This is a genomic window from Candidatus Latescibacter sp. IFSED24, from assembly GCF_058273205.1.
Genome location: NZ_CM177850.1, coordinates 1,341,867 through 1,360,236, shown reverse-complemented (window position 1 = coordinate 1,360,236; position 18,370 = coordinate 1,341,867). Strand labels below are relative to the sequence as shown.

At 66.8% G+C, this 18,370-nt stretch carries 21 protein-coding genes; 12 read left to right on the top strand and 9 right to left on the bottom strand.

The features are described from left to right. Positions 1–13 precede the first annotated feature (13 nt). The 10 genes from flgG to csrA are packed head-to-tail and all read left to right on the top strand — an operon-like array spanning position 14 to position 8,814. Positions 14–805 (top strand): flagellar basal-body rod protein FlgG, encoded by a 792-nt coding sequence (gene flgG / locus IFSED24_RS05600; RefSeq protein ID WP_491334232.1) that lies wholly within the window; start codon positions 14–16, stop codon positions 803–805. A 7-nt stretch (positions 806–812) separates the two neighbouring features. Further along, complete coding sequence (gene flgA, locus IFSED24_RS05595; protein ID WP_491334231.1) at positions 813–1,760, top strand: flagellar basal body P-ring formation chaperone FlgA; 948 nt, start codon at positions 813–815, stop codon at positions 1,758–1,760. A 3-nt stretch (positions 1,761–1,763) separates the two neighbouring features. Continuing rightward, positions 1,764–2,342, top strand: a complete 579-nt coding sequence (locus tag IFSED24_RS05590) for a flagellar basal body L-ring protein FlgH (protein WP_491334230.1) — start codon at positions 1,764–1,766, stop codon at positions 2,340–2,342. Between the two features lie 14 nt (positions 2,343–2,356). Further along, positions 2,357–3,478 (top strand): flagellar basal body P-ring protein FlgI, encoded by a 1,122-nt coding sequence (locus IFSED24_RS05585; RefSeq protein ID WP_491334229.1) that lies wholly within the window; start codon positions 2,357–2,359, stop codon positions 3,476–3,478. Between the two features lie 8 nt (positions 3,479–3,486). Next, positions 3,487–4,431, top strand: a complete 945-nt coding sequence (locus IFSED24_RS05580) for a transglycosylase SLT domain-containing protein (protein ID WP_491334228.1) — start codon at positions 3,487–3,489, stop codon at positions 4,429–4,431. Positions 4,432–4,464: 33 nt separating this feature from the next. Beyond that, on the top strand, positions 4,465–4,995 hold the full coding sequence (flgN, locus tag IFSED24_RS05575; protein ID WP_491334227.1) for a flagellar export chaperone FlgN: 531 nt from the start codon (positions 4,465–4,467) through the stop codon (positions 4,993–4,995). A 19-nt stretch (positions 4,996–5,014) separates the two neighbouring features. Next, positions 5,015–6,382 carry a flagellar hook-associated protein FlgK gene (flgK, locus tag IFSED24_RS05570; protein WP_491334226.1) on the top strand — a complete coding sequence of 456 codons (1,368 nt, stop codon included), beginning with the start codon at positions 5,015–5,017 and terminating at the stop codon, positions 6,380–6,382. A gap of 19 nt (positions 6,383–6,401) precedes the next feature. Continuing rightward, positions 6,402–7,940: a flagellar hook-associated protein FlgL gene (flgL, locus tag IFSED24_RS05565; protein ID WP_491334225.1), complete on the top strand. Its 1,539-nt coding sequence runs from the start codon at positions 6,402–6,404 to the stop codon at positions 7,938–7,940. Between the two features lie 33 nt (positions 7,941–7,973). Next, entirely contained in the window at positions 7,974–8,507 is a 534-nt protein-coding gene (gene fliW, locus IFSED24_RS05560; protein ID WP_491334224.1) for a flagellar assembly protein FliW, read from the top strand. Between the two features lie 52 nt (positions 8,508–8,559). Then, positions 8,560–8,814 carry a carbon storage regulator CsrA gene (csrA, locus tag IFSED24_RS05555; protein ID WP_491334223.1) on the top strand — a complete coding sequence of 85 codons (255 nt, stop codon included), beginning with the start codon at positions 8,560–8,562 and terminating at the stop codon, positions 8,812–8,814. 75 nt (positions 8,815–8,889) lie between these two features. Here csrA and IFSED24_RS05550 read toward each other — a convergent pair whose 3' ends face one another. The 9 genes from IFSED24_RS05550 to IFSED24_RS05510 form a co-directional block, all read right to left on the bottom strand. Continuing rightward, a complete protein-coding gene (locus tag IFSED24_RS05550; RefSeq protein WP_491334222.1) occupies positions 8,890–9,147 on the bottom strand; it encodes a hypothetical protein in 258 nt (85 codons plus the stop codon). A gap of 78 nt (positions 9,148–9,225) precedes the next feature. Further along, complete coding sequence (gene fliS / locus IFSED24_RS05545) at positions 9,226–9,711, bottom strand: flagellar export chaperone FliS (RefSeq protein WP_491334221.1); 486 nt, start codon at positions 9,709–9,711, stop codon at positions 9,226–9,228. A 26-nt stretch (positions 9,712–9,737) separates the two neighbouring features. Further along, entirely contained in the window at positions 9,738–11,063 is a 1,326-nt protein-coding gene (gene fliD / locus IFSED24_RS05540; protein ID WP_491334220.1) for a flagellar filament capping protein FliD, read from the bottom strand. Positions 11,064–11,105: 42 nt separating this feature from the next. Beyond that, positions 11,106–11,411: a flagellar protein FlaG gene (locus tag IFSED24_RS05535; RefSeq protein ID WP_491334219.1), complete on the bottom strand. Its 306-nt coding sequence runs from the start codon at positions 11,409–11,411 to the stop codon at positions 11,106–11,108. Between the two features lie 143 nt (positions 11,412–11,554). Beyond that, positions 11,555–12,382: a flagellin N-terminal helical domain-containing protein gene (locus IFSED24_RS05530; RefSeq protein ID WP_491334218.1), complete on the bottom strand. Its 828-nt coding sequence runs from the start codon at positions 12,380–12,382 to the stop codon at positions 11,555–11,557. A gap of 326 nt (positions 12,383–12,708) precedes the next feature. Then, positions 12,709–13,536: a flagellin N-terminal helical domain-containing protein gene (locus tag IFSED24_RS05525; protein WP_491334217.1), complete on the bottom strand. Its 828-nt coding sequence runs from the start codon at positions 13,534–13,536 to the stop codon at positions 12,709–12,711. A gap of 78 nt (positions 13,537–13,614) precedes the next feature. Next, complete coding sequence (locus tag IFSED24_RS05520; protein ID WP_491334216.1) at positions 13,615–14,442, bottom strand: flagellin N-terminal helical domain-containing protein; 828 nt, start codon at positions 14,440–14,442, stop codon at positions 13,615–13,617. 167 nt (positions 14,443–14,609) lie between these two features. Beyond that, positions 14,610–15,440, bottom strand: a complete 831-nt coding sequence (locus tag IFSED24_RS05515; RefSeq protein WP_491334215.1) for a flagellin N-terminal helical domain-containing protein — start codon at positions 15,438–15,440, stop codon at positions 14,610–14,612. Positions 15,441–15,696: 256 nt separating this feature from the next. Further along, positions 15,697–16,566, bottom strand: coding sequence for a flagellin N-terminal helical domain-containing protein (locus IFSED24_RS05510; protein ID WP_491334214.1), 870 nt, complete (start codon positions 16,564–16,566; stop codon positions 15,697–15,699). 110 nt (positions 16,567–16,676) lie between these two features. On the opposite strand from IFSED24_RS05510, the gene IFSED24_RS05505 reads away from it, so the two are divergent. Both IFSED24_RS05505 and IFSED24_RS05500 read left to right on the top strand, forming a co-directional pair. Further along, entirely contained in the window at positions 16,677–17,705 is a 1,029-nt protein-coding gene (locus IFSED24_RS05505; RefSeq protein WP_491334213.1) for a GNAT family N-acetyltransferase, read from the top strand. A gap of 288 nt (positions 17,706–17,993) precedes the next feature. After that, the gene (locus IFSED24_RS05500; RefSeq protein ID WP_491334212.1) at positions 17,994–18,353 is read left to right on the top strand and encodes a flagellar biosynthesis anti-sigma factor FlgM; all 360 of its coding nucleotides are present in this window, start codon (positions 17,994–17,996) and stop codon (positions 18,351–18,353) included. The last annotated feature ends 17 nt before the right edge of the window (positions 18,354–18,370 follow it).

Below are 18,370 nucleotides of genomic sequence, written 5' to 3'. Positions count from 1 at the left end.
GGGGTGATGACCGATGATGCGAGCCATGGGAACGGCGGCCTCGGGCATGAAGGCCATGCAGCTGCAGATCGACACGATCTCCAACAACCTGGCCAATGTGAACACCACCGGCTACAAGAAGAGCAGCATGGAGTTCCAGGACCTGCTTTACGAGCAGGTGGTGCCGGGCGGCCAGGTGCGGTCCGACGGCCTGGTGGCGCCGACCCGCGTCGAGGTGGGGCACGGCGTGAAGATGGTTTCGACCAGTCGCGACTTCGGCCAGGGCACCGTGGTCTCCACCAGCAATCCTCTCGATCTGATGATCGAGGGCGACGGCTTCTACCAGCTGCGCCTGCCCGACGGAAACCTCGCCTACACCCGCGACGGCAGCTTCAAGATGGATGGCGAGCGGAACATCGTCACCGCTCTGGGCTACCGGCTCGAGCCGGCGATCCAGGTGCCGGCCGACGCCACCGAGATCTCCGTGGCCCGCGACGGTACGGTGAGCGTGCGCCTGGCCGGCGACAGCGCCAACGTCCAGGAGATCGGACAGATCGAGCTGGTCCGCTTCCCCAACGCGGGCGGCCTGATCGCGCGCGGCAGCAACATGTTCCTCGAGTCTCCGGCCAGCGGCGCGCCGCTCAATGGCCAGCCGGGACTCGACGGGCTCGGCGAGGTGGCGAGCGGCTACCTCGAGATGAGCAACGTCGAGACGGTGGACGAACTGGTGCGCATGATCACCGCGCAGCGGGCCTACGAACTGAACTCCAAGACCATCACCATGGCCGACCAGATGCTGCAGACGGCCAACAACATCAAGCGCTAGGAGCGTCATGAGTCGTCCCAAGATCCTGCCGTTGATGGTCCTGCTGGCGGCCCTGGCGCTGCCGGCGGCGGCTGTCGGCTGGACTCTGGACCTGGCCGACTCGGTCCGGGTGACCACCGGCACCGCCCGGCTGGCCGACGTGGTGCGCGGCCCGGTCCCCGCCGCGGCCGGCGACCTGGTGGTGGCCGCCGCCGGTCGCCCCGGCACCGCGTGCACCGTGAGCCGCCGCGTGGTGTTGCGGCGCCTGGTCCTGGCCGGACTCGCCGACGGCGTGACGCTGGCCGGCTCGCCCCTGTGTCAGGTCAGTTTCGCGGGGCAGCCGGTGCCGACGAATGAACTGGTGGAGCGTGTGCGCGCCCTCCTGCTGCCCGCCATCCCGCCCCAGCCGGCGGAGGCGCCGCCGGCGTGGCTCGCGCTGGAGATCCCCGATCCCGAATTCTGCAGCACCGGTTCCTGGGACGTGAGCTGGCCGCGCTCGCGACCGCTGTCCCCGGGGCGCAACCTGCTCACCGTGGAACTGGCGGGCGACGGCTTCCGGCGACACCTGTCGGTGGTCGCCGTTCTGCACTGCTACGGCCGGACGGCCCGTCAGGTGCGCCAGGTGGCTCGCGGCCAGAGCCCCGATCCCGACCAGATGCAATGGGAGTGGACCGATCTGGCCACCGCGTCCAGCGACCTGGTGACCACGCCCGAGGCGCTGGAGGGCATGGTGACCACCCGCGATCTGGATCCGGGCGAGTATCTCTCCACGCGCGACCTCGAACCGCGCCCGCTGGTCCTGCGGGGCGAGACCGTGGATCTGCTGGTCCGCCGCGGCTCGGTGGCCGCGGTGGTCCGCGCCGAATGTCGTCAGGACGGCCTGCTCGGCGAGACGGTCAGTGTCCGCAACCAGCTCAATGGACGCCTGGTGGTGGCCCGCGTGGCCGGACCGGGCACCGTGACCATCGGAAGGTAGATCATGCCCAAGCTCTCGCAGATCACCGTCGTGCTGGCCTGTCTGCTGTCAGTGGGCGCGCTGGCCGGAGAACCGCTCATCGACCTGGAGTCGGGTTCGAGCCTGGTGACCAACTTCAAGGCCCGCGGTGTGGGCGACGTGGTGACCATCATCATCACCGAGCAGACCACCGCCGATGCGTCGACCGAGATGACCGCCAATAACAAGACCGAGATCTCCGGCGGTCCCGGGCTCGGGTTCCTGCAGCCGCTGAACATGTGGGGGCTGGACACCGAGAACAAGTACAAGGGCGACGGCTCCACCAGCCGTTCCGGCAAGCTCCAGGGCGAGATCTCGGTGCGCATCACCGAGGTCCTCGCCGACGGGAACTTCCGGCTGGTGGGCACGCGGTCGGTGGACATCAACGGCGACCGTCAGCTCATCGAGATCTCGGGGATCTGTCGTCCGCGCGACATCGCCTCGGACAACACCATCCTCTCGACCTTCATCTCCGACGCCCAGATCGCCTACAGCGGCACCGGCATGGCCCAGGACTCGGCCAACCCGGGCGTGCTGTCGCGCATCGTCAACTGGCTGTTCTAGAGCGGGAGCGAAGCATGACCATCCAGCGCAACATCCTGGTCCTGGCCCTGTTGACGATCCTGTTGCCCGTGGCCGCCGCCGCCGGCGTGGCCTCGCGCATCAAGGACCTGGCCATGGTCGAGGGCACCACGCCGGAGCCGCTGCTGGGCTACGGTCTGATCACCGGCCTGAACGGGACCGGCGACGGCCAGAGTTCCGACTTCACCGTCAACAGCCTCAGCTCCATGCTCGAGCGCCTCGGTGTCACGGTGGATCCCTCGCTGATCCGCCTGAAGAACGTGGCCGCCGTGGTGGTCACCGCCGAGGTCGACCCCACCGCCAGCGAGGGCTCGCGCCTCGACGTGACGGTGGCCAGCGTGGGGGATGCCAGCAGCCTCGAGGGCGGCACCCTGATCATGACGCCGCTGAAGGCGGCCGACGGCACGGTGTGCGTGGTCGCCCAGGGGGCCGTCTCCATCGGCGGTTTCAACATCAAGAGCGGCGCCAACAACAGCTTCCGGAAGAACCACGCCACCGTGGGCACCATCCCCAACGGCGGCACCATCCGCAATCCGCTGACGGGGCACTTCACCCGCGAGGGCGAGATGTCCTGGCTGCTCCACCACGCCGACTTCTCCACCGCCGCGGCGGTGGCCCGCTCGGTGAACGAGACGTTCGGCGAGGGGACCGCGCACGCCGTGGATGCGCACCGCATCGACGTGCGCATTCCCAGCCAGTTCCTCGGCGAGCCCGTTCCCTTCGTGGCCCGCATGGGCGAGCTCTCGGCGGTGAGCGACGCCGTGGCGCGGGTCGTGATCAACGAACGCACCGGCACCATCATCGTGGGCGCCAACGTGGTCCTCAAAGAGGCCGCGGTGGCGCACGGCAACCTCAAGGTCGAGATCAAGACCTACTACGACGTCTCCCAGCCCGCGCCCTTCACCACCGGCGGCAACGCCCAGACCGCCATCGTGCCCGACGTCAACACCCGGGTCTCGGACAACGAAGCGCGCGTGCTGCACGTGCCCGAGTCCAGCACCGTGGCCGACGTGGTGGGTGTGCTCAACGACATCGGGGCCAGCCCCCGCGACATCATCGCCATCCTCGAAGCCCTCAAACGGGCCGGCGCGCTCCAGGCCGAGCTCGTGGTCATGTAGGTGCGACCATGGATCTACCGGGCATCGACACCAGCCTCACGGCGCTGACCAGCGACCGGATCCGCAGCGAGCGGGCGGTGGCCGACCTGCAGGGCCAGGCCCGGCGCGAGGCTGTGGACGGTGAACCGGTGGCCAACGACCTGGAGGGACTGCGCCGCATCGCCGGCCAGTTCGAGGCCCTCTTCTACAACCAGCTCATCAGTTCCATGCGCAGCACCGTGCCCGAGAACCAGTTCTGGGGCCAGGGCAGCGGGACCAAGATCTACGAGCAGCTCCAGGACCAGGCCCTCGCTGACCGGCTCGCCGACAACGGCGGACTGGGTATCTCCGAACTGATCGTGCGCCAGTTCCAGAGCAGCATTCCCGGTGCCGACCAGGACGGCGCGCCGCTGCGCCGGCCGCCGGTGGATCGCGCCCGGGTGCTCGCGGCCTACGACGGACAGCGTTTCCGGCCCGGGGCAGACATTTCCCGAATGGTCCTTCTGCGCCGGAACGCCGAGTCGCTCGGCGGCGCCGCGGCCGACAGCCTCGACCGCTACCAGCACGAACTGATGCAGGCCTCGCGGTCGAGCGGGGTGGATCCGGCGCTGGTCCTGGCGGTGATGGTGCGCGAATCCGGTGGCGACCCCGGCGCCGAGTCGCCACGCGGCGCCCAGGGCCTCATGCAGCTCATGCCGGGAACCGCCGAGGAACTCGGCGTGGTCGATCCTCGTGATGCGGCGGAGAACCTGCGTGGCGGCGCCGAGTACCTGGCCCGCATGCTGAACCGCTATGACGGGGACGTGGACCTGGCGCTCGCAGCCTACAACGCCGGTCCCGGGACGGTCGACCGGGCGGGACGCAGCGTCCCCGATTATGCCGAGACCCGACAATATATCCAGGCTGTCAAGGAACTGGCCCGGCGGCTCGGGGCACAGTTTGGCACGGTTCTGGATACAGGTACCCCTGAATAAGTGGTCCGAGAACCCATGCAGAGGTGAACGCCCATGATCAAGTTCGGCCCGACCACCGCCCAGGACCCGGCAGCGGTGCAGGAACTGCAGAGCGCGCTGACCGAGGAACGCCGGCACTACGAGGAGCTCCTCGCCCTGGCGCATGACCAGGGGTGCCTGATGACCACCCACGACCTCGATGGCCTCGAGGAGAATGCCCGACGGATGACCGCTGGGCTCGCAGCCGCCGATGCGGTGCGGATCCGGCGTGAACGCCTGGCGAGCGACCTCATGAGCCGAGCGGGGGCCACGGTGCCCGGCAGTCTGAGCGCCTGGCTCGAGGGCCAGGATCCGGTGCTGAATGCAAAGCTGATGGGTCCGGTGCAGGCGGTGCGGCGGGCAGCCGGCGAGCTGGCCCGCGCCAACGAGATGAACCGGCGCCTGGCTAGTTTCTGCCTGGATCTGGTCGAGGAGGAGGCGGCGCTCCTGCGCCGATGCCTGCTCGAGGACCCGGCCGGCTGTTACGACAAGGGTGCTCATCCGACCAGCAACGAGCGCAGTGGCGTGCTCGTGCGACAGGCCTGAACAGGAACGGGAGCACGCGATGTCCAGTCTCAGCACCGTGATGGACAACAGCCTGTCGGCCATGTTCATGGCCCAGGCCGGCCTGTCGACCACGTCCCACAACATCGCCAACGCCGACACCCCCGGCTACACCCGCCAGATGAACATGCTGGCGGCCAGGCGTCCCCTGAGCTTCGCGTTCGGGGCCATCGGCCAGGGCGTGGATGTGGTGACCATCCGCCGCTCCCAGGACATGTTCCTTTTGAACACCCTGCGTTCGCAGATGGCCAAGCAGGCCTCGTACGAATCGGTGGACAGCGCGCTCTACGAGATCGAAAACATCCTCGGCTCCATCGACAACGACCACCTGGGCAACGCCCTCAACTCGTTCTTCTCCGCCTGGAGCGATCTGGCCACGCCGCCGGCGGACCCGTCGCTCAAGCAGGAGGTGGTGAGCAAGGCGGTCTCCCTGGTCACCGATTTCCACTCGATCAGCGCCGGTCTCGATGACCTCGCTGCCAACATCGATGCCCAGGTTGAGGAGGAGATCGTCCAGCTCAACGGTCTGCTCGAATCCATCGGCGAGTTGAACGGCCAGATCATGGCGTCCGAGATCAACGGCCAGCCCGCCAACGATCTGCGGGACCAGCGCGACCTGCTGGTGACCGAGCTGTCGGCCATCGCCGCGGTGACCACCGAGGAACGCGACGACGGCAGCCTCGACATCATCCTCAACGGGCGCACCATGGTGACCCGGGATGCGGTCCAGCAGTTCACGACCACCTACCGGGAGACCAGCCAGGGCTATCAGATGACGGTGGTCACCGAGGGCAACTACCACGAGGTCACGCTACCCGAAGGACGCCTCAGCGGGCTCCTCGAGAGCCGTGACACCTACGTCACCGACGTGCGCAACCAGCTCGACGACGTGGCCGGCATGCTCATCGACGCCGTCAACGCCCTGCATGTCCAGGGGCAGACCGGATCCAGCTCGGGACTGCTGTTCTTCAGCGGCGACAGCATGCACACCATCGAGGTGAGCCAGATGCTGATCGACAACCCCGAGATGGTGGCCACCTCGCGCAGCGGCGACGCCGGCGACGCCGACATCGCCCGGGAAATCGCTGACCTGGCCGACAACGCCGCGTTCGGCGAGGACGCCACCGTGAGCGACCGCTACCGCGGGGTGCTCATCGATGTGGCGAGCAAGCGCGCCAGTTTCGAGTTCCTGGTGGACAACCAGGCCAACGCCGTCTCGGCGGTGGAAGCCAAGATCGCCAGCGCCACCGGGGTGAGCCTCGACGAGGAGGCCGCCAACATGGTGCGCTACCAGAATACCTACGCGGCGGCCGCCAGGGTCATCTCCACCATCCAGGAGATGTTCGACACCCTGGTGAACATGGTGTAGCGAGGCGAGGGAGCGGAGCATGCCGATCCGGATCAGCGACAACTATCTGAGCCAGATCCTGGTGGGCGATCTGAACCGCAGCCTGGGCAACATGCTCGAGCTGCAACGCCAGGCGGGCACCATGCAGCGGGTCAACGACTTCGCCGACGACCCCCGCGCCGTCGGAGCGATCCAGCGCTACAACGCCCTGATTGCGAGCAACAACCAGTACCTGCGAAACGTCACCCGCAGCAGCGTCATCGTCGATTCCACCGACTCGGCGCTCCAGGACATGAGCGCGCTCCTCGCCGAGGTGCGCGAGCTGGCCCTGCGCGAATCCAACGCCGTGGCCACCACCGAGTCGCGCCTGACCGCGGTCACCCAGGTCGACAACCTGACCAACCGGCTGCTGGACATCCTCAACACCACGGTGGAGGGGAACTTCATCTTCGGCGGCACGCGCACCGACGCGCCACCCTTCGTCCGCAACGGCAGCACGGTGATCTACCAGGGGAACGACAACGACATCGTCACCCGCACCGGTCCCAACACCTCGCAGGTCCTCAACATCCCCGGCAGCGAGTTCATGGGCTCCATGTCGTCCACCCTGATCGGCGGCGTGGACCTGGCACCGCGACTCTCGCTCACCACACCGCTGAGCGACCTCAACCTGGGCGCTGGCTGGGACGCGGGCAGCATCACCATCCGCGACGGCAACAACGACAGCTGGAACGTGAACCTGGCCGCCGCCACCACCCTGGACGACGTGATCACCGCGATCAACGCCGCCACCGGCGGTGCGGTCACCGCCAGCTTGAGTCCCGACGGCACCGGGTTGCAGCTCACCGGCACGGGACCGGTGGTGGTCGACGAGATCGATGGGGGCCAGACGGCCTCGACCCTGGGGCTGCGCGGGTCCTCGGAAGCCGGCACGCTCATCGGCCGTGACATCCGGGCGGCCTTGGCCGCCGCCACCCTGCTCACCGACATCGCGGCGCTCGACGGCAACCTGCCGCTGGGCACCATCGAGGTCGAGGTCGGCGGCGTGGTGACCAGCATCGACTTCTCCGGCGCCACCACCCTGGGCGACCTGCAGGCCACCTTCAGCGCGGCCATGCCCGGCTATCAGCTCCGGCTCGACAGCTCGGGCCTCTCGGTGGTCGGCGGTTCGACCGAGACGTTCTACGTGCGCAACGCCGGCGCGCCGGACACGGCCTCGTTGCTCGGCATCGAGGGCACCGGCACGCCCGTGCGCATGTTCGGGATCCTCGAGGATCTGCGCACGGCGCTCCTGGCGGACGACCCCGATGCCGTGCGCAACTCGACCATCGAGATCGAGGCCCTCGAGCAGATGATCCAGGCACAGATGATCAAGATGGGCGGCAAGCAGCAGGATCTGGAATGGTCGAGCGCGCTGCTGATGCAGCGCGACGTCCAGCTCCAGGCCAAACTCTCCCTGGAGAAGGACGCCGACGTGGCCCAGGTCTCGTCCGACCTGGCCCAGGCGCAGATGAGTTACCAGAGCAGCCTGCTGGTCACCAGCAAGCTGTTCCAGCAGAACCTGATGATGTACCTGTAGCCGGGGCGCGGGCCCCATCACGAGGAGACGACCATGCCTAGCTTCGAGACCGTGAGGTTCGGGGTCCTGGACTATCAAGATGCGGACGTGATCGAGCTGCCCGAGGGGCTCATCGGCCTGCCGAAGCTGTGCCGCTGGATCCTGCTGGACATGGAACAGGACATGCCCATGCGTTTCCTGCAGTCGCTGGACCGAGCGGATTTCGGAGTGCCCGTCATGCCGCCGGTCTTCTTCTGCGAGGAGTACGAGGTCAAGACGACCACGACCCTGGAGCGCAAGCTCTCGACCGCGCCGGATCCCGAGCTGGTGACCTTGATCATCACCACCGTCCATGCGGGCGGGGAGATGGTCACGGGGAATCTCCGGGCGCCGCTGGTGCTCGACACCGCCACCCGCCGCGGGGCCCAGCTGGCCCTGGATGATGACGCGCTATCGACCCGGCAGGAGATCGATTACTTCAAATTCGGGCTTGCCGTGGCCGGGGAATCCGCAGAGAATGAGAATGGAGAGGTCGCTGCCGCCGCCGCTGCTGAGGAATCCATGCAGACGGTGGCGAACGGTCTCTGAGTAGCATAGCGGTGCTCCAGTGGGGGGCGCCGCCGGCGGACAGGGAGGTCCCGTGCTCATCCTCAGTCGCAAACGCAACGAGAAGATCATGATCGGGGACGACATCTCGATCCTGATCGTCGATATCCGAGGAGATCAGGTCCAGATCGGGATCGATGCGCCCCGATCCATCCCGGTCCACCGCCACGAGATCTACGAGGAGATCAAGAATACCACCCTCGACGCCGCCAATTCCGCGGCCATCGATCTCTCCGCCCTCCGCAAGAAGATGAAGGACAAGCTGCCCGAAGGCGGCGACCAGTCCTGAAGCCTGGGCCGACCAGCCGGTCGGCCTTCGTGTTCCCGCTGCAGACGTGAATGATGAGCACCGGCCGGGGCCGGGTCAGGCCTGACGGTCGAACACGCCCGTGACCACGGACTGGGACGACCGGCCCGACCGGGAGCCGTTGCCGCGCAGGCGGTGGTCGAGGGTGTCGCGGATCAGCCGACTGCGCTCCTGGAGGAGGTGGTCCTGGCGGGAGAGTTCGGCCAGATCGGCCTGGTGGGCGGTGCGCTGCGCCTTCGACATGGCCTTCAGGGCCCGTTCCAGGGCAGCGAGTTGCTGGCCGCGCTGGTCGAGAAGCGCCTGGAACTGATCCACGCGCTCACCATCCAGGGCCGCCATCAGATCCCGGTGGATATCATGCAAACTCTTCAGGATGTGCTGCAAAGTCTTGCCTCAGGCAGAGATAGAGACAAGCTGTGGCTTGTCGTGAGCCTCCGGCGCCTGCTTGTTTCCAGCCTGATTTGCAGGTTCGATGCCAGGTTGGTGCCGCCCTCGCAATTCGCGCTCAGCCGCGCCGGCCGGGATGTTGCTCCAGGCGTTCAGGAGCGGCTCGAGGACCTGCCGGCAGTTCGCGGCGTGGGCGGGATCCTGGTCGAGCTGCATCTGCAGGATCTCGTGGAAGACGTAGTCGTAGAGCGAGGCCAGGTTGGCGGCGATCTCGCCGCCGATGGCGTGGTCGAGCGCGCCACGCAGCTCGGTGACGATGCGCTGGGCCAGCCCCAGGCGGCGCGACATCTCGGGACGGTCCCGACCGGCAATCGCGGCCGCCGCGTCGAAATGCTCCAGCATCTTCTGGTACAACAGGACGATGAGCTTCTCCTTGCCCATGGTCTGCAGGTCGGTCTCGCGGTACGCCCGGATATTCCGGTAGTCGTTCATTGTCGATCCCTTCCGTGCCCGCGTGCCTAGCTGAGGCCGGCGAAGGAGCTGAGGTACTGGCCCTGGGCCTGGAGCAGCGAGACGGCGCTCTCCATGGCCAGGAACTTGCGTTCGAGCGTGGTGCGGTAGTTCTCGATGCTCCGCTCGTAGCGTTCGATGTTGTGGTCGATGTTGTCCATGCGGCGGTCGAGCGAGTCGGTTCCGATCTTGAAGAGTCCGTCGATGCTGTCGGTCAGCTCGTCCACCGCGGCGTCCACCAGGGCGGCCTTGCCGATGTTGCCCTCGCGCTCGATGAACAGATCGCGCACGGCGGCGTAGTTCTCCGCGAGCGCGTCGGCGAACTTGGTCTCGTCGAACTTCAGCGCCTTGGTGCCCTGCTGGCGTTCGATGCCGATCTGGGCCAGCATGGAATAGTCGCCGCCGCCGGACATCACCGCCGACATCAGGTTCTCCATGCGGTTGCCGACGCTGCGCGCGGTGGCGTTGCCCTCGAGCTTGCCGTCGGTGCCCATCTCGTCCTCGAGGTACGTGAACAGCTCGTTGTAGGCGTCGACGAACGCCTTGACCTGCTCCTGGACGCCCTCGACGTCGGTGGAGACCTCGATGTGCACGGTGGTGCCGGGAACCGAGACGGATTCCAGGTCCAGGGTCAGGCCGCTGATCACGCCATCGAGATGGTTGCCGCTGGCGGTGACCGCCATGCCGTCGATGATCAGGCTGGCGTCGGTGGCGGCCTGGGTCTGGGTGAAGGTAGGGGCGGTGCCGTCGGCGAGACCCGAGGCGTCCACGGTAAAGGCGCTGTCGGTGCCGGGCTCGCCGGTCAGCACCAGGTGGTAGCCGCCGGTCTCCGAGCCGTCGAACACGATGCTGGCGTTGACGCCGTCGATCTCGCTGTTGATCCGCTCGGCCAGGTTCTCGAGGCTGGTGTATTCGGTGAGCTCGAGGATCTGGTCCTCGCCGCCGACGTTGAACACCAGGTTGCCGTTACCGACATCAGTCAGCGTGTTGTCATAGCCTTGCGAGACCGATTTCTGGGCCTGGGCCAGGGCGGTGACCTCGATGTCGTAGGTGCCCGGAGCCGCGTCCGAACCGGCCGTCACGGCGATGATGTCCTCGTTGTTGCTAGTGGCCTGCAACGACGCGAACTCGTTGGCCGAATCCAGCGCCTGGGCGGCGGTCTGGAAGGCCTCGAGCCGGGTGCGCAGGTTGCCGAGCGCCGACACCTGGTTCTGGTAGCCCTGCTTCTGGTTCTGCAGGCGGTAGATGGGAATGCGGCGCAGCTCGACGAGCTGCTCCACCAGCGTGCCGGTGTCCATTCCGGTCGCCAACCCACTGAAAGACACGGTACTCATGTTTGCCTCCCCAGGCCCCGGCGCCGTGCGCCGGCTTGCGTGTCAACTGCGACGGTCGATGACCGTACCCAGTAGATCGGCCGGGCGAGGGCTCTGGTTGAGAAGTTTTTCGGGAGGGTACTGCTGGATGACCTTCCCGCTGTCCAGGTCGAGGATCTCGACCACGTAGGATTGATCCTGCTCCTCGAAGCGCAGTCGCGCCTCGCGGTTGCTGCCGGGCAACCGGGCCAGGGTCTGCTGCAGTTCGGCCACCGCGCTCTCCATGTCCTCGAGGGACGGGGAAGGCGAGGTGCTCACCGGGGCGATGTCATGGCTGCGCTGGGCGGGCTCCTCCGAAACCACCGGCACCTTCGGGGCGATCCCCGTCGGTTCAGCTCCGGCCGGCGGCTGAGGGGCGATTCCGCCAGGAATTCCGGTCAAGCTCTTCATGGTTCCGCCTGCACTTGTTGTGATGGGCCCCGCCCGGGGCGGGGCCCATCTGTCCGGTCAACCTACCCCAGGAGGGACAGGGCCAGGCCACTGGTCATGTTGGCCTGAGCCAGCACCGAGACGCCTGCCTGCTGCAGGATCTGGTAGCTGGTCATCTTGCTGGTCTCGCTGGCCACGTCCACGTCGCGGATGCGGCTGTTGGCGGCCGAGAGGTTCTCGGCGGTGTTGTTGATGTTGCGGATCGAGCTCTCCAGGCGGTTCTGGATCGCACCGAAGTCGGCACGGGCCGAGGACACCGACTCGATGGCGGTGTCGATCTGACCCATGGCCGTCCCGGCGTTGGCCGCGGTGTCGATGCCCGCCGCCAGGCCCAGGGCCGCCGCGTCGCGGTCGCTGCTGAGGTCGACGGAGATCGAATCCCAGGTCTGGGTGTCGATGCCCACCTGGATGCTCACCGACGCGCCACCGGTGCCGTCCAGCAGCTTGATGCCGTTGAACTCGGAGCTGTCGCTGATGCGGTCGATCTCCGAGCTCAGCTCGGTGTACTCGGCGTCGAGGTAGCCGCGCTCGGTGTCCGACAGGGTCCCGTTGAGGCTCTGCTCGGCCAGTTCCTTCATGCGCAGCAGGATGCTGCTGACCTCGTCCAGCGCGCCTTCCGCGGTCTGGACCATGGAGATGCCGTCGCTGGCGTTGCGGCTGGCCTGCTCCAGCGCGCGGATGTCGGCCTTCAAGCCCTCGGAGATGGCCAGACCGGCCGCGTCGTCGGCCGCGCGGTTGATGCGCAGGCCGCTGGACAGCTTCTCCATGCTCTTCTGGAACTTGGTGGTGGAGTTGTAGAGGTTCCGCCGGGTGTTGATGGCGGCGATGTTGGTGTTGATGCGGATGCCCATGCTCTTCCTCCTTGAAAGAGTGGTCCAGGCTGGACCTTCGAGAATCACTTCCTCCATGCGCCCGGAATCGGGCTTTCTGGATTCTGCTGGTTTTATCGGCATCATGCGCCACTGACTTGAGGTAAAGTTTTGGTAATTGAAATATAAATTCCTGCCTCGCCGCTCAGATTGGTCTTGATGGCTCAAAAATATACGTTTGGACATTACGCCTTGATGGCATGGGGGATCCCCGGTGTGGTGGCCGTGACGATCGGAAGCCCGGTCCTGGGGGAATGGAAACGGGGCGGATCATGGCATCCGCCCCGGCCAGCCTGGGGAAGGTGGCGTCAGCTCAGCAGGGTCATGGCCAGTCCAGAGGTCATGTTGGCCTGGGCCAGCATGGAGATGCCGGCCTGTTGCAGGATCTGGTAGCTGGTCATGGTGGAGGTCTCGTTCGCCACGTCCACATCGCGGATGCGGCTGTTGGCGGCCGAGAGGTTCTCGCCCTGGTTCTGGATGTTCCGGATCGAGGTCTCGAGCCGGTTCTGCACGGCACCGAAGTCCGAGCGGGCCGAACTCACGGTGTCGATGGCGGCCAGCACCGAGGCCATGGAGGCCGTGGCCGTGGCTTCGTCGACGATGCTGCCGGTCAGGCCCAGGGACGTGGCGTCACGATCGGTGGTGATGTCGATGGCGATGCTGTCCCAGGTCTCGGTCGCAATCCCCACCTGGATGCTCACCGAGGCCGCGGCCGAACCGTCGAGCAGCGCGATGCCGTTGAACTCGGTGCTGTTGGAGATCCGGTCGATCTCGCTGATCAGGGCCTGGTACTCGTTGTCGAGGTAGCCACGCTCCTGGTTGGTGACGGTGCCGTTGAGCGCCTGTTCGGTCAGCTCGCGCATGCGCAGCAGGATGTTGCTGACCTCGTCGAGGGCGCCTTCCGCGGTCTGGACCAGCGAGATGCCGTCACTGGCGTTCCGGCTCGCTTGCTCCAGGGCGCGGATGTCGCTCTTGAGTCCCTCGGAGATGGCAAGCCCCGCGGCGTCGTCGCCAGCGCGGTTGATGCGCAGACCGCTGGACAGCTTCTCCATGGATTTGTTGAAGGCGATGGTCGAATTGTAGAGGTGTCTTCGCGTGTTGATCGACGCGGTATTGGTGTTGATGCGGATGCCCATTGTCTTCCTCCTTGAATGCAAGGGGCCGGGGCTGCTGGGGGCGGGTCAACGGTCAGTCGACCCGCCCCGTCGGGTCAGCTACTGGAGCAGCGACATGGCCAGACCAGAGGTCATGTTGGCCTGGGCCAGCATGGAGACGCCGGCCTGCTGCAGGATCTGGTAGCTGGTCATGGTCGAGGTCTCCGAGGCCACGTCCACGTCGCGGATGCGGCTGTTGGCGGCCGAGAGGTTCTCGCCCTGGTTGTTGATGTTCCGGATCGAGGTCTCGAGCCGGTTCTGGATGGCACCGAAGTCGGAACGCGCCGAGCTCACGGTGTCGATGGCCGTCAGCACCTGCGCCATGGCCGTGGCGGCGTTGGCCGCGGAGTCGACGCTCCCGGTCAGGCCCAGCGCCGTGGCGTCACGGTCGGTGGTGATGTCCACGGCGATGCTGTCCCAGGTCTGGGTATCGATGCCGACCTGGATGCTCACCGCGGCCGTGGCCGACCCGTCCAGGAGGCTGATCCCGTTGAACTCCGTGGAGTTGCTGATCCTGGTGATCTCGTTGAGCAGGTCCTGGAACTCGCTGTCGAGGTAGCCCCGCTCGGTGTCGGTCAGGGTGCCGTTGAGGCTCTGCTCGGTCAGCTCGCGCAGGCGCAGCAGGATGTTGCTGACCTCGTCGAGGGCGCCTTCCGCGGTCTGGACCATGGAGATGCCGTCGCTGGCGTTGCGGCTGGCCTGCTCGAGCGCACGGATGTCGCTCTTCAAGCCTTCGGAGATGGCCAGGCCAGCGGCGTCGTCGCCGGCGCGGTTGATCCGCAGACCACTGGAGAGCTTCTCCATGGACTTGTTGAACGCGATGGTCGAGTTGTACAGGTGACGACGGGTGTTGATGGATGCAACGTTGGTGTTGATACGGATGCCCATGGCATTCCTCCTTGAGATGGGCTCTGGTTGATCCCGAGGACCCGGACGGGTTCCGTTCCGTCATAGGTCGCCGGGGGCGAGACGGCCTTCCTGCCACGGCAGTCGTGCCATCATCGGGGCCACGGCGCTCCCAGAGCTGGAGAGGGCCGCGGCGATCTACTCGCGGCCTAGCCCTGCATCAGGCTCATGGCCAGGCTGGTGGTCATGTTCGCCTGGGCGAGCATGGACACGCCGGCCTGCTGCAGGATCTGCCAGCTGGTCAGGTTGGAGGTCTCCCGGGCCACGTCCACGTCGCGGATGCGGCTGTTGGCGGCCGAGAGGTTCTCCGCCTGGTTGTTGATGTTGCGGATCGAGGTCTCGAGTCGGTTCTGGATGGCACCGAAGCTGGAGCGGGCGCTGCTGACGTTGTCCACCGCGGAAGTGACCTCGTCCATGGCGGTCGCCGCGTTGGCGGCCGTGGAGATGTCGGCGGTCAGGAGCAGGCCGGCGGCCGAATCCAGATCGGCGCTCAGGTCGACCGCGATCTGGTCGTAGGTCGCCGTCCCGATGCCCACCTGGATGGCCACCAGGCCACCCGAGCCGTCCAGCAGCTTCTGGCCGTTGAACTCGGCGGAGTCGGAGATGCGGTCGATCTCGTCCAGGAGGTCCTGGTACTCGTTGTTGAGATAGCCGCGCTCGACGTCGGTCAACGTGCCGTTGAGGCTCTGCTCGGCCAGTTCGCGCAGGCGCAGCAGGATGTTGCTGACCTCGTCGAGGCTGCCCTCGGCCACCTGCACCATGGAGATGCCGTCGCTGGCGTTGCGGCTGGCCTGCTCGAGCGCGCGGATGTCGCTCTTGAGGCCCTCGCTGATGGCCAGGCCGGCGGCGTCGTCGGCCGCGCGGTTGATGCGCAGGCCGCTGGAGAGCTTCTCCATGCTCTTGCCGTACGCGGTGGTGGCGTTGTAGAGGTGCCGGCGGGTGTTGATGGACGCAATATTGGTGTTGATGCGGATGCCCATGCGATTTCCTCCTTGAAAACGCGTTGGGTTCAGCCCCCGCGAGGGAGCTTCGACCGTTGTCGGTCCGGCGCTGGTCGCCATCCTTGGCGCGACGCCGTCGGGTTGTGCAGGGGGTATCGGTCGCTGGGGGGGAGGCCTTGAGCAGGAATTCGAGATCATGTGCGGAGCCCGTGTCGTCACCGCTGCCGGACGTGAGCAGGGGGCGCGCCTGGGCGGGCGCGCCCCCTCGGGCACGGGAATCGAACGTCGGCGCCGGCTAGCCCTGGAGGAGGCTCAGCGCGAGCTGCGAGGTCATGTTGGCCTGCGCGAGGACCGACACGCCGGCCTGCTGCAGGATCTGCAGGCTGGTCATGTTGGATGTCTCGGTGGCCACGTCCACGTCGCGGATGCGGCTGTTGGCGGCGGCCAGGTTCTCCGACGTCATGGAGATGTTGCGGATCGAGGTCTCCAGGCGGTTCTGGGCCGCACCGAAGCCGGCTCTCATCTGACTGATGTTGCCGGTGGCGCTCTCGATGATCCCGATCATCACGCGGGCCCGGTCACCACCCGTCTCGCCGCCGGCCGTGTCGGGCATCAGCGTGGTGAGCGGATCGGTGGGGTCGAGACCGAGGAAGGTCGCGTTCATGGCGTTGCTCAGGTCGATGGACACCGCGCTGGTGGTCACGTCGGTGCCGATGCCCACCTGCACGTCGAGAGTGCCGGCCGAGCCGTCGAGCAGCGCGATGCCGTTGAACTCGGCGGTGGCGCTGATGCGGTCGATCTCGGAGATGAGCTCCTGGAACTCCTGGTCGAGGTAGCTCCGCTCGGAATCGCCCAGGGTCTCCGTGGCGGCCTGCTCGGCGAGTTCCCGCATGCGCAGCAGGATGTTGCTGAGCTCGTCCATGGAGCCTTCCGCCACCTGCACCAGCGAGATTCCGTCGGCCGCGTTGCGTGCCGCCTGGTCCAGCGCCCGGATGTCGCTCTTGAGGCCCTCGCTGATGGCGAGGCCCGCGGCGTCGTCGCCCGAGCGGTTGATCCGCATGCCGCTGGAGAGTTTCTCCATGGACTTGTTGAAGTTGTTGGTGGTGTTGAACAGATGGCGCCTCGCGTTGAGCGATGCCACGTTCGTGTTGATACGCAGACCCATGTTCGATTCCTCCGTGTCTGCCGGTCGCTGCTGGCGACCGTCCAGGTTGCGGCTTGCCCGTGATCGCCGCTGTCCCTTAGTCTGAGGCCTCAGCCCCGCCGGCGTGCAAGATGCCCACCGGCCTCCTCGAGCTTATGCATTTTGCAAGCCAATCGAGGTCATCCATGTCGATTCGCACGGTTCGCCCCGACGAGTACGCTGAGTTCATTGCATTTATCAATGCAGGGATGAGGCCAGAGCCCACGGCGACCAGGGCCGAGGAGGATTTTCCCGTCATCCTCGGGCGTAACAATCTTGCCGGGCTCTGGGGACTGCCCGACGGCCAGGGCTGGGCGGCGGGATTAACCGTTCTCGTCAGGACGTTTACGACCACGGCGGGCCCGCTGCCCGTAGCGGGGATCGGCTCGGTGGTGACCCGTGCCGACCGCCGCGGGGAGGGCCTCAGCAGCCGGATCCAGAACACGGTCCTGGGACATCTCGCCGGCCGCGGTGTGCCGCTCGCGGTGCTCTGGAGCGACCAGCCGGAAATATATGCCGGTCGTGGATTCGGTTCTGCCGGCTGGGAATACCATCTCGATCTCACCGCTGCCGACCTGGACGTTCCGGTACCGCCGGGGGCCGATATCCGACCGTTTCGCGAATCCGACACCACGGCCGTGGCCATGCTCTACGGCGGTCATGCCCTGCGGACGATCCGCGACCCTGGGGACGATCGTCAGCTCTACGCCATGCCAGGAACCCGCGGCCTCATCCTGGCGGCGGGGGGCGACATCCTGGCTTATGCCTTCTGCGGCAAGGGGGAGGACTTTCCGGGCTACGTCACCGAGTGGGGCGGTTCGCCGGCGCACGTGCTGCCCGTGCTCGCCGCCGCCCGGCGTCAGGGCCTCGCCAGCCGGGTCCTGGTGCCGGCCGGCGCCGAGGCGCTGCTCGAGGCGGCTGGCCGTCGCGGCGCCAGCTTCGTTCTGTTACCTTGCGGGTTGTGGGCCGTGCTGCGCAGCGACCTGCTGGCCCGGGCCTGTGGGCCCGCGGCGGGGGATCCCCAGCAGGCGCAGTCCTGGCTCGGGCGGCCTGGTCCCGAGGGAGGGATGCCCGTGGCCGGCTGCTTCCAGGTCGCGGTCTGGGGTTTCGACAGCGTCTGAGCGGCATGATGATCCCTGGGGGGCAGGAATCGCAGTTTTCGCTCAAGGTCTGGCCATGAGCTGCCGATACCTGACCAGGAAGCGGTCGCCCTGGGGGGAATATTCGCCTCCCGGGACGTCCCGAACCTCCGTCTCTTGGATTCCGTCAACTGGTTGGCGGACAAGGCGAAGGTGTCGGTGGCGGACTGCAGCCGGCGGAAGGATCTTGCCGGCGGGTACCGCGATTGCTACGGCAGCGGCAAGGATGCCGCACCGAGCGGTGGTCACACCCGCAGAAGAGGGTCGATCATGACGATGAACAAGATTCCGTCCTCCGTCACCACTGGCTCGACCCAGGTCGAACAGTACCAGCGGCCCCGGGAACAGAAGGGTGATCGTTTCGCAGGTTCGAAGGACCTCGGCACGACGCGCTCAACTCCTGAGACCCAGGATCAGGCGGTTATCTCCGAGAACGCTCGCAAGCTGGCGGACCTGGGCAAGGCGGTCCATACGGGCCGCACCGCGCTGGTCCAGGAACCGGACGTCCGGGCGAACAAGCTGGCTCAGGTCAAGGAGCGGCTGGCGGCTGGTTTCTACCAGTCGGCCGAGGTCCGCGACCAGGTGGCCGGCAGCCTCACCAGCATGTTCCTGCAGAACGATCTCCTCTGATAGACTGAACTAGCAGG

Coding starts and splice junctions, on each gene's coding strand:
- flgG (WP_491334232.1), top strand. CDS start 14: ATGATGCGAGCCATGGGAACGGCGGCCTCGGGCATGAAGGCCATGCAG.
- flgA (WP_491334231.1), top strand. CDS start 813: ATGAGTCGTCCCAAGATCCTGCCGTTGATGGTCCTGCTGGCGGCCCTG.
- IFSED24_RS05590 (WP_491334230.1), top strand. CDS start 1,764: ATGCCCAAGCTCTCGCAGATCACCGTCGTGCTGGCCTGTCTGCTGTCA.
- IFSED24_RS05585 (WP_491334229.1), top strand. CDS start 2,357: ATGACCATCCAGCGCAACATCCTGGTCCTGGCCCTGTTGACGATCCTG.
- IFSED24_RS05580 (WP_491334228.1), top strand. CDS start 3,487: ATGGATCTACCGGGCATCGACACCAGCCTCACGGCGCTGACCAGCGAC.
- flgN (WP_491334227.1), top strand. CDS start 4,465: ATGATCAAGTTCGGCCCGACCACCGCCCAGGACCCGGCAGCGGTGCAG.
- flgK (WP_491334226.1), top strand. CDS start 5,015: ATGTCCAGTCTCAGCACCGTGATGGACAACAGCCTGTCGGCCATGTTC.
- flgL (WP_491334225.1), top strand. CDS start 6,402: ATGCCGATCCGGATCAGCGACAACTATCTGAGCCAGATCCTGGTGGGC.
- fliW (WP_491334224.1), top strand. CDS start 7,974: ATGCCTAGCTTCGAGACCGTGAGGTTCGGGGTCCTGGACTATCAAGAT.
- fliS (WP_491334221.1), bottom strand. CDS start 9,711: ATGAACGACTACCGGAATATCCGGGCGTACCGCGAGACCGACCTGCAG.
- fliD (WP_491334220.1), bottom strand. CDS start 11,063: ATGAGTACCGTGTCTTTCAGTGGGTTGGCGACCGGAATGGACACCGGC.
- IFSED24_RS05530 (WP_491334218.1), bottom strand. CDS start 12,382: ATGGGCATCCGCATCAACACCAACATCGCCGCCATCAACACCCGGCGG.
- IFSED24_RS05525 (WP_491334217.1), bottom strand. CDS start 13,536: ATGGGCATCCGCATCAACACCAATACCGCGTCGATCAACACGCGAAGA.
- IFSED24_RS05520 (WP_491334216.1), bottom strand. CDS start 14,442: ATGGGCATCCGTATCAACACCAACGTTGCATCCATCAACACCCGTCGT.
- IFSED24_RS05515 (WP_491334215.1), bottom strand. CDS start 15,440: ATGGGCATCCGCATCAACACCAATATTGCGTCCATCAACACCCGCCGG.
- IFSED24_RS05510 (WP_491334214.1), bottom strand. CDS start 16,566: ATGGGTCTGCGTATCAACACGAACGTGGCATCGCTCAACGCGAGGCGC.
- IFSED24_RS05505 (WP_491334213.1), top strand. CDS start 16,677: ATGCCCACCGGCCTCCTCGAGCTTATGCATTTTGCAAGCCAATCGAGG.
- IFSED24_RS05500 (WP_491334212.1), top strand. CDS start 17,994: ATGACGATGAACAAGATTCCGTCCTCCGTCACCACTGGCTCGACCCAG.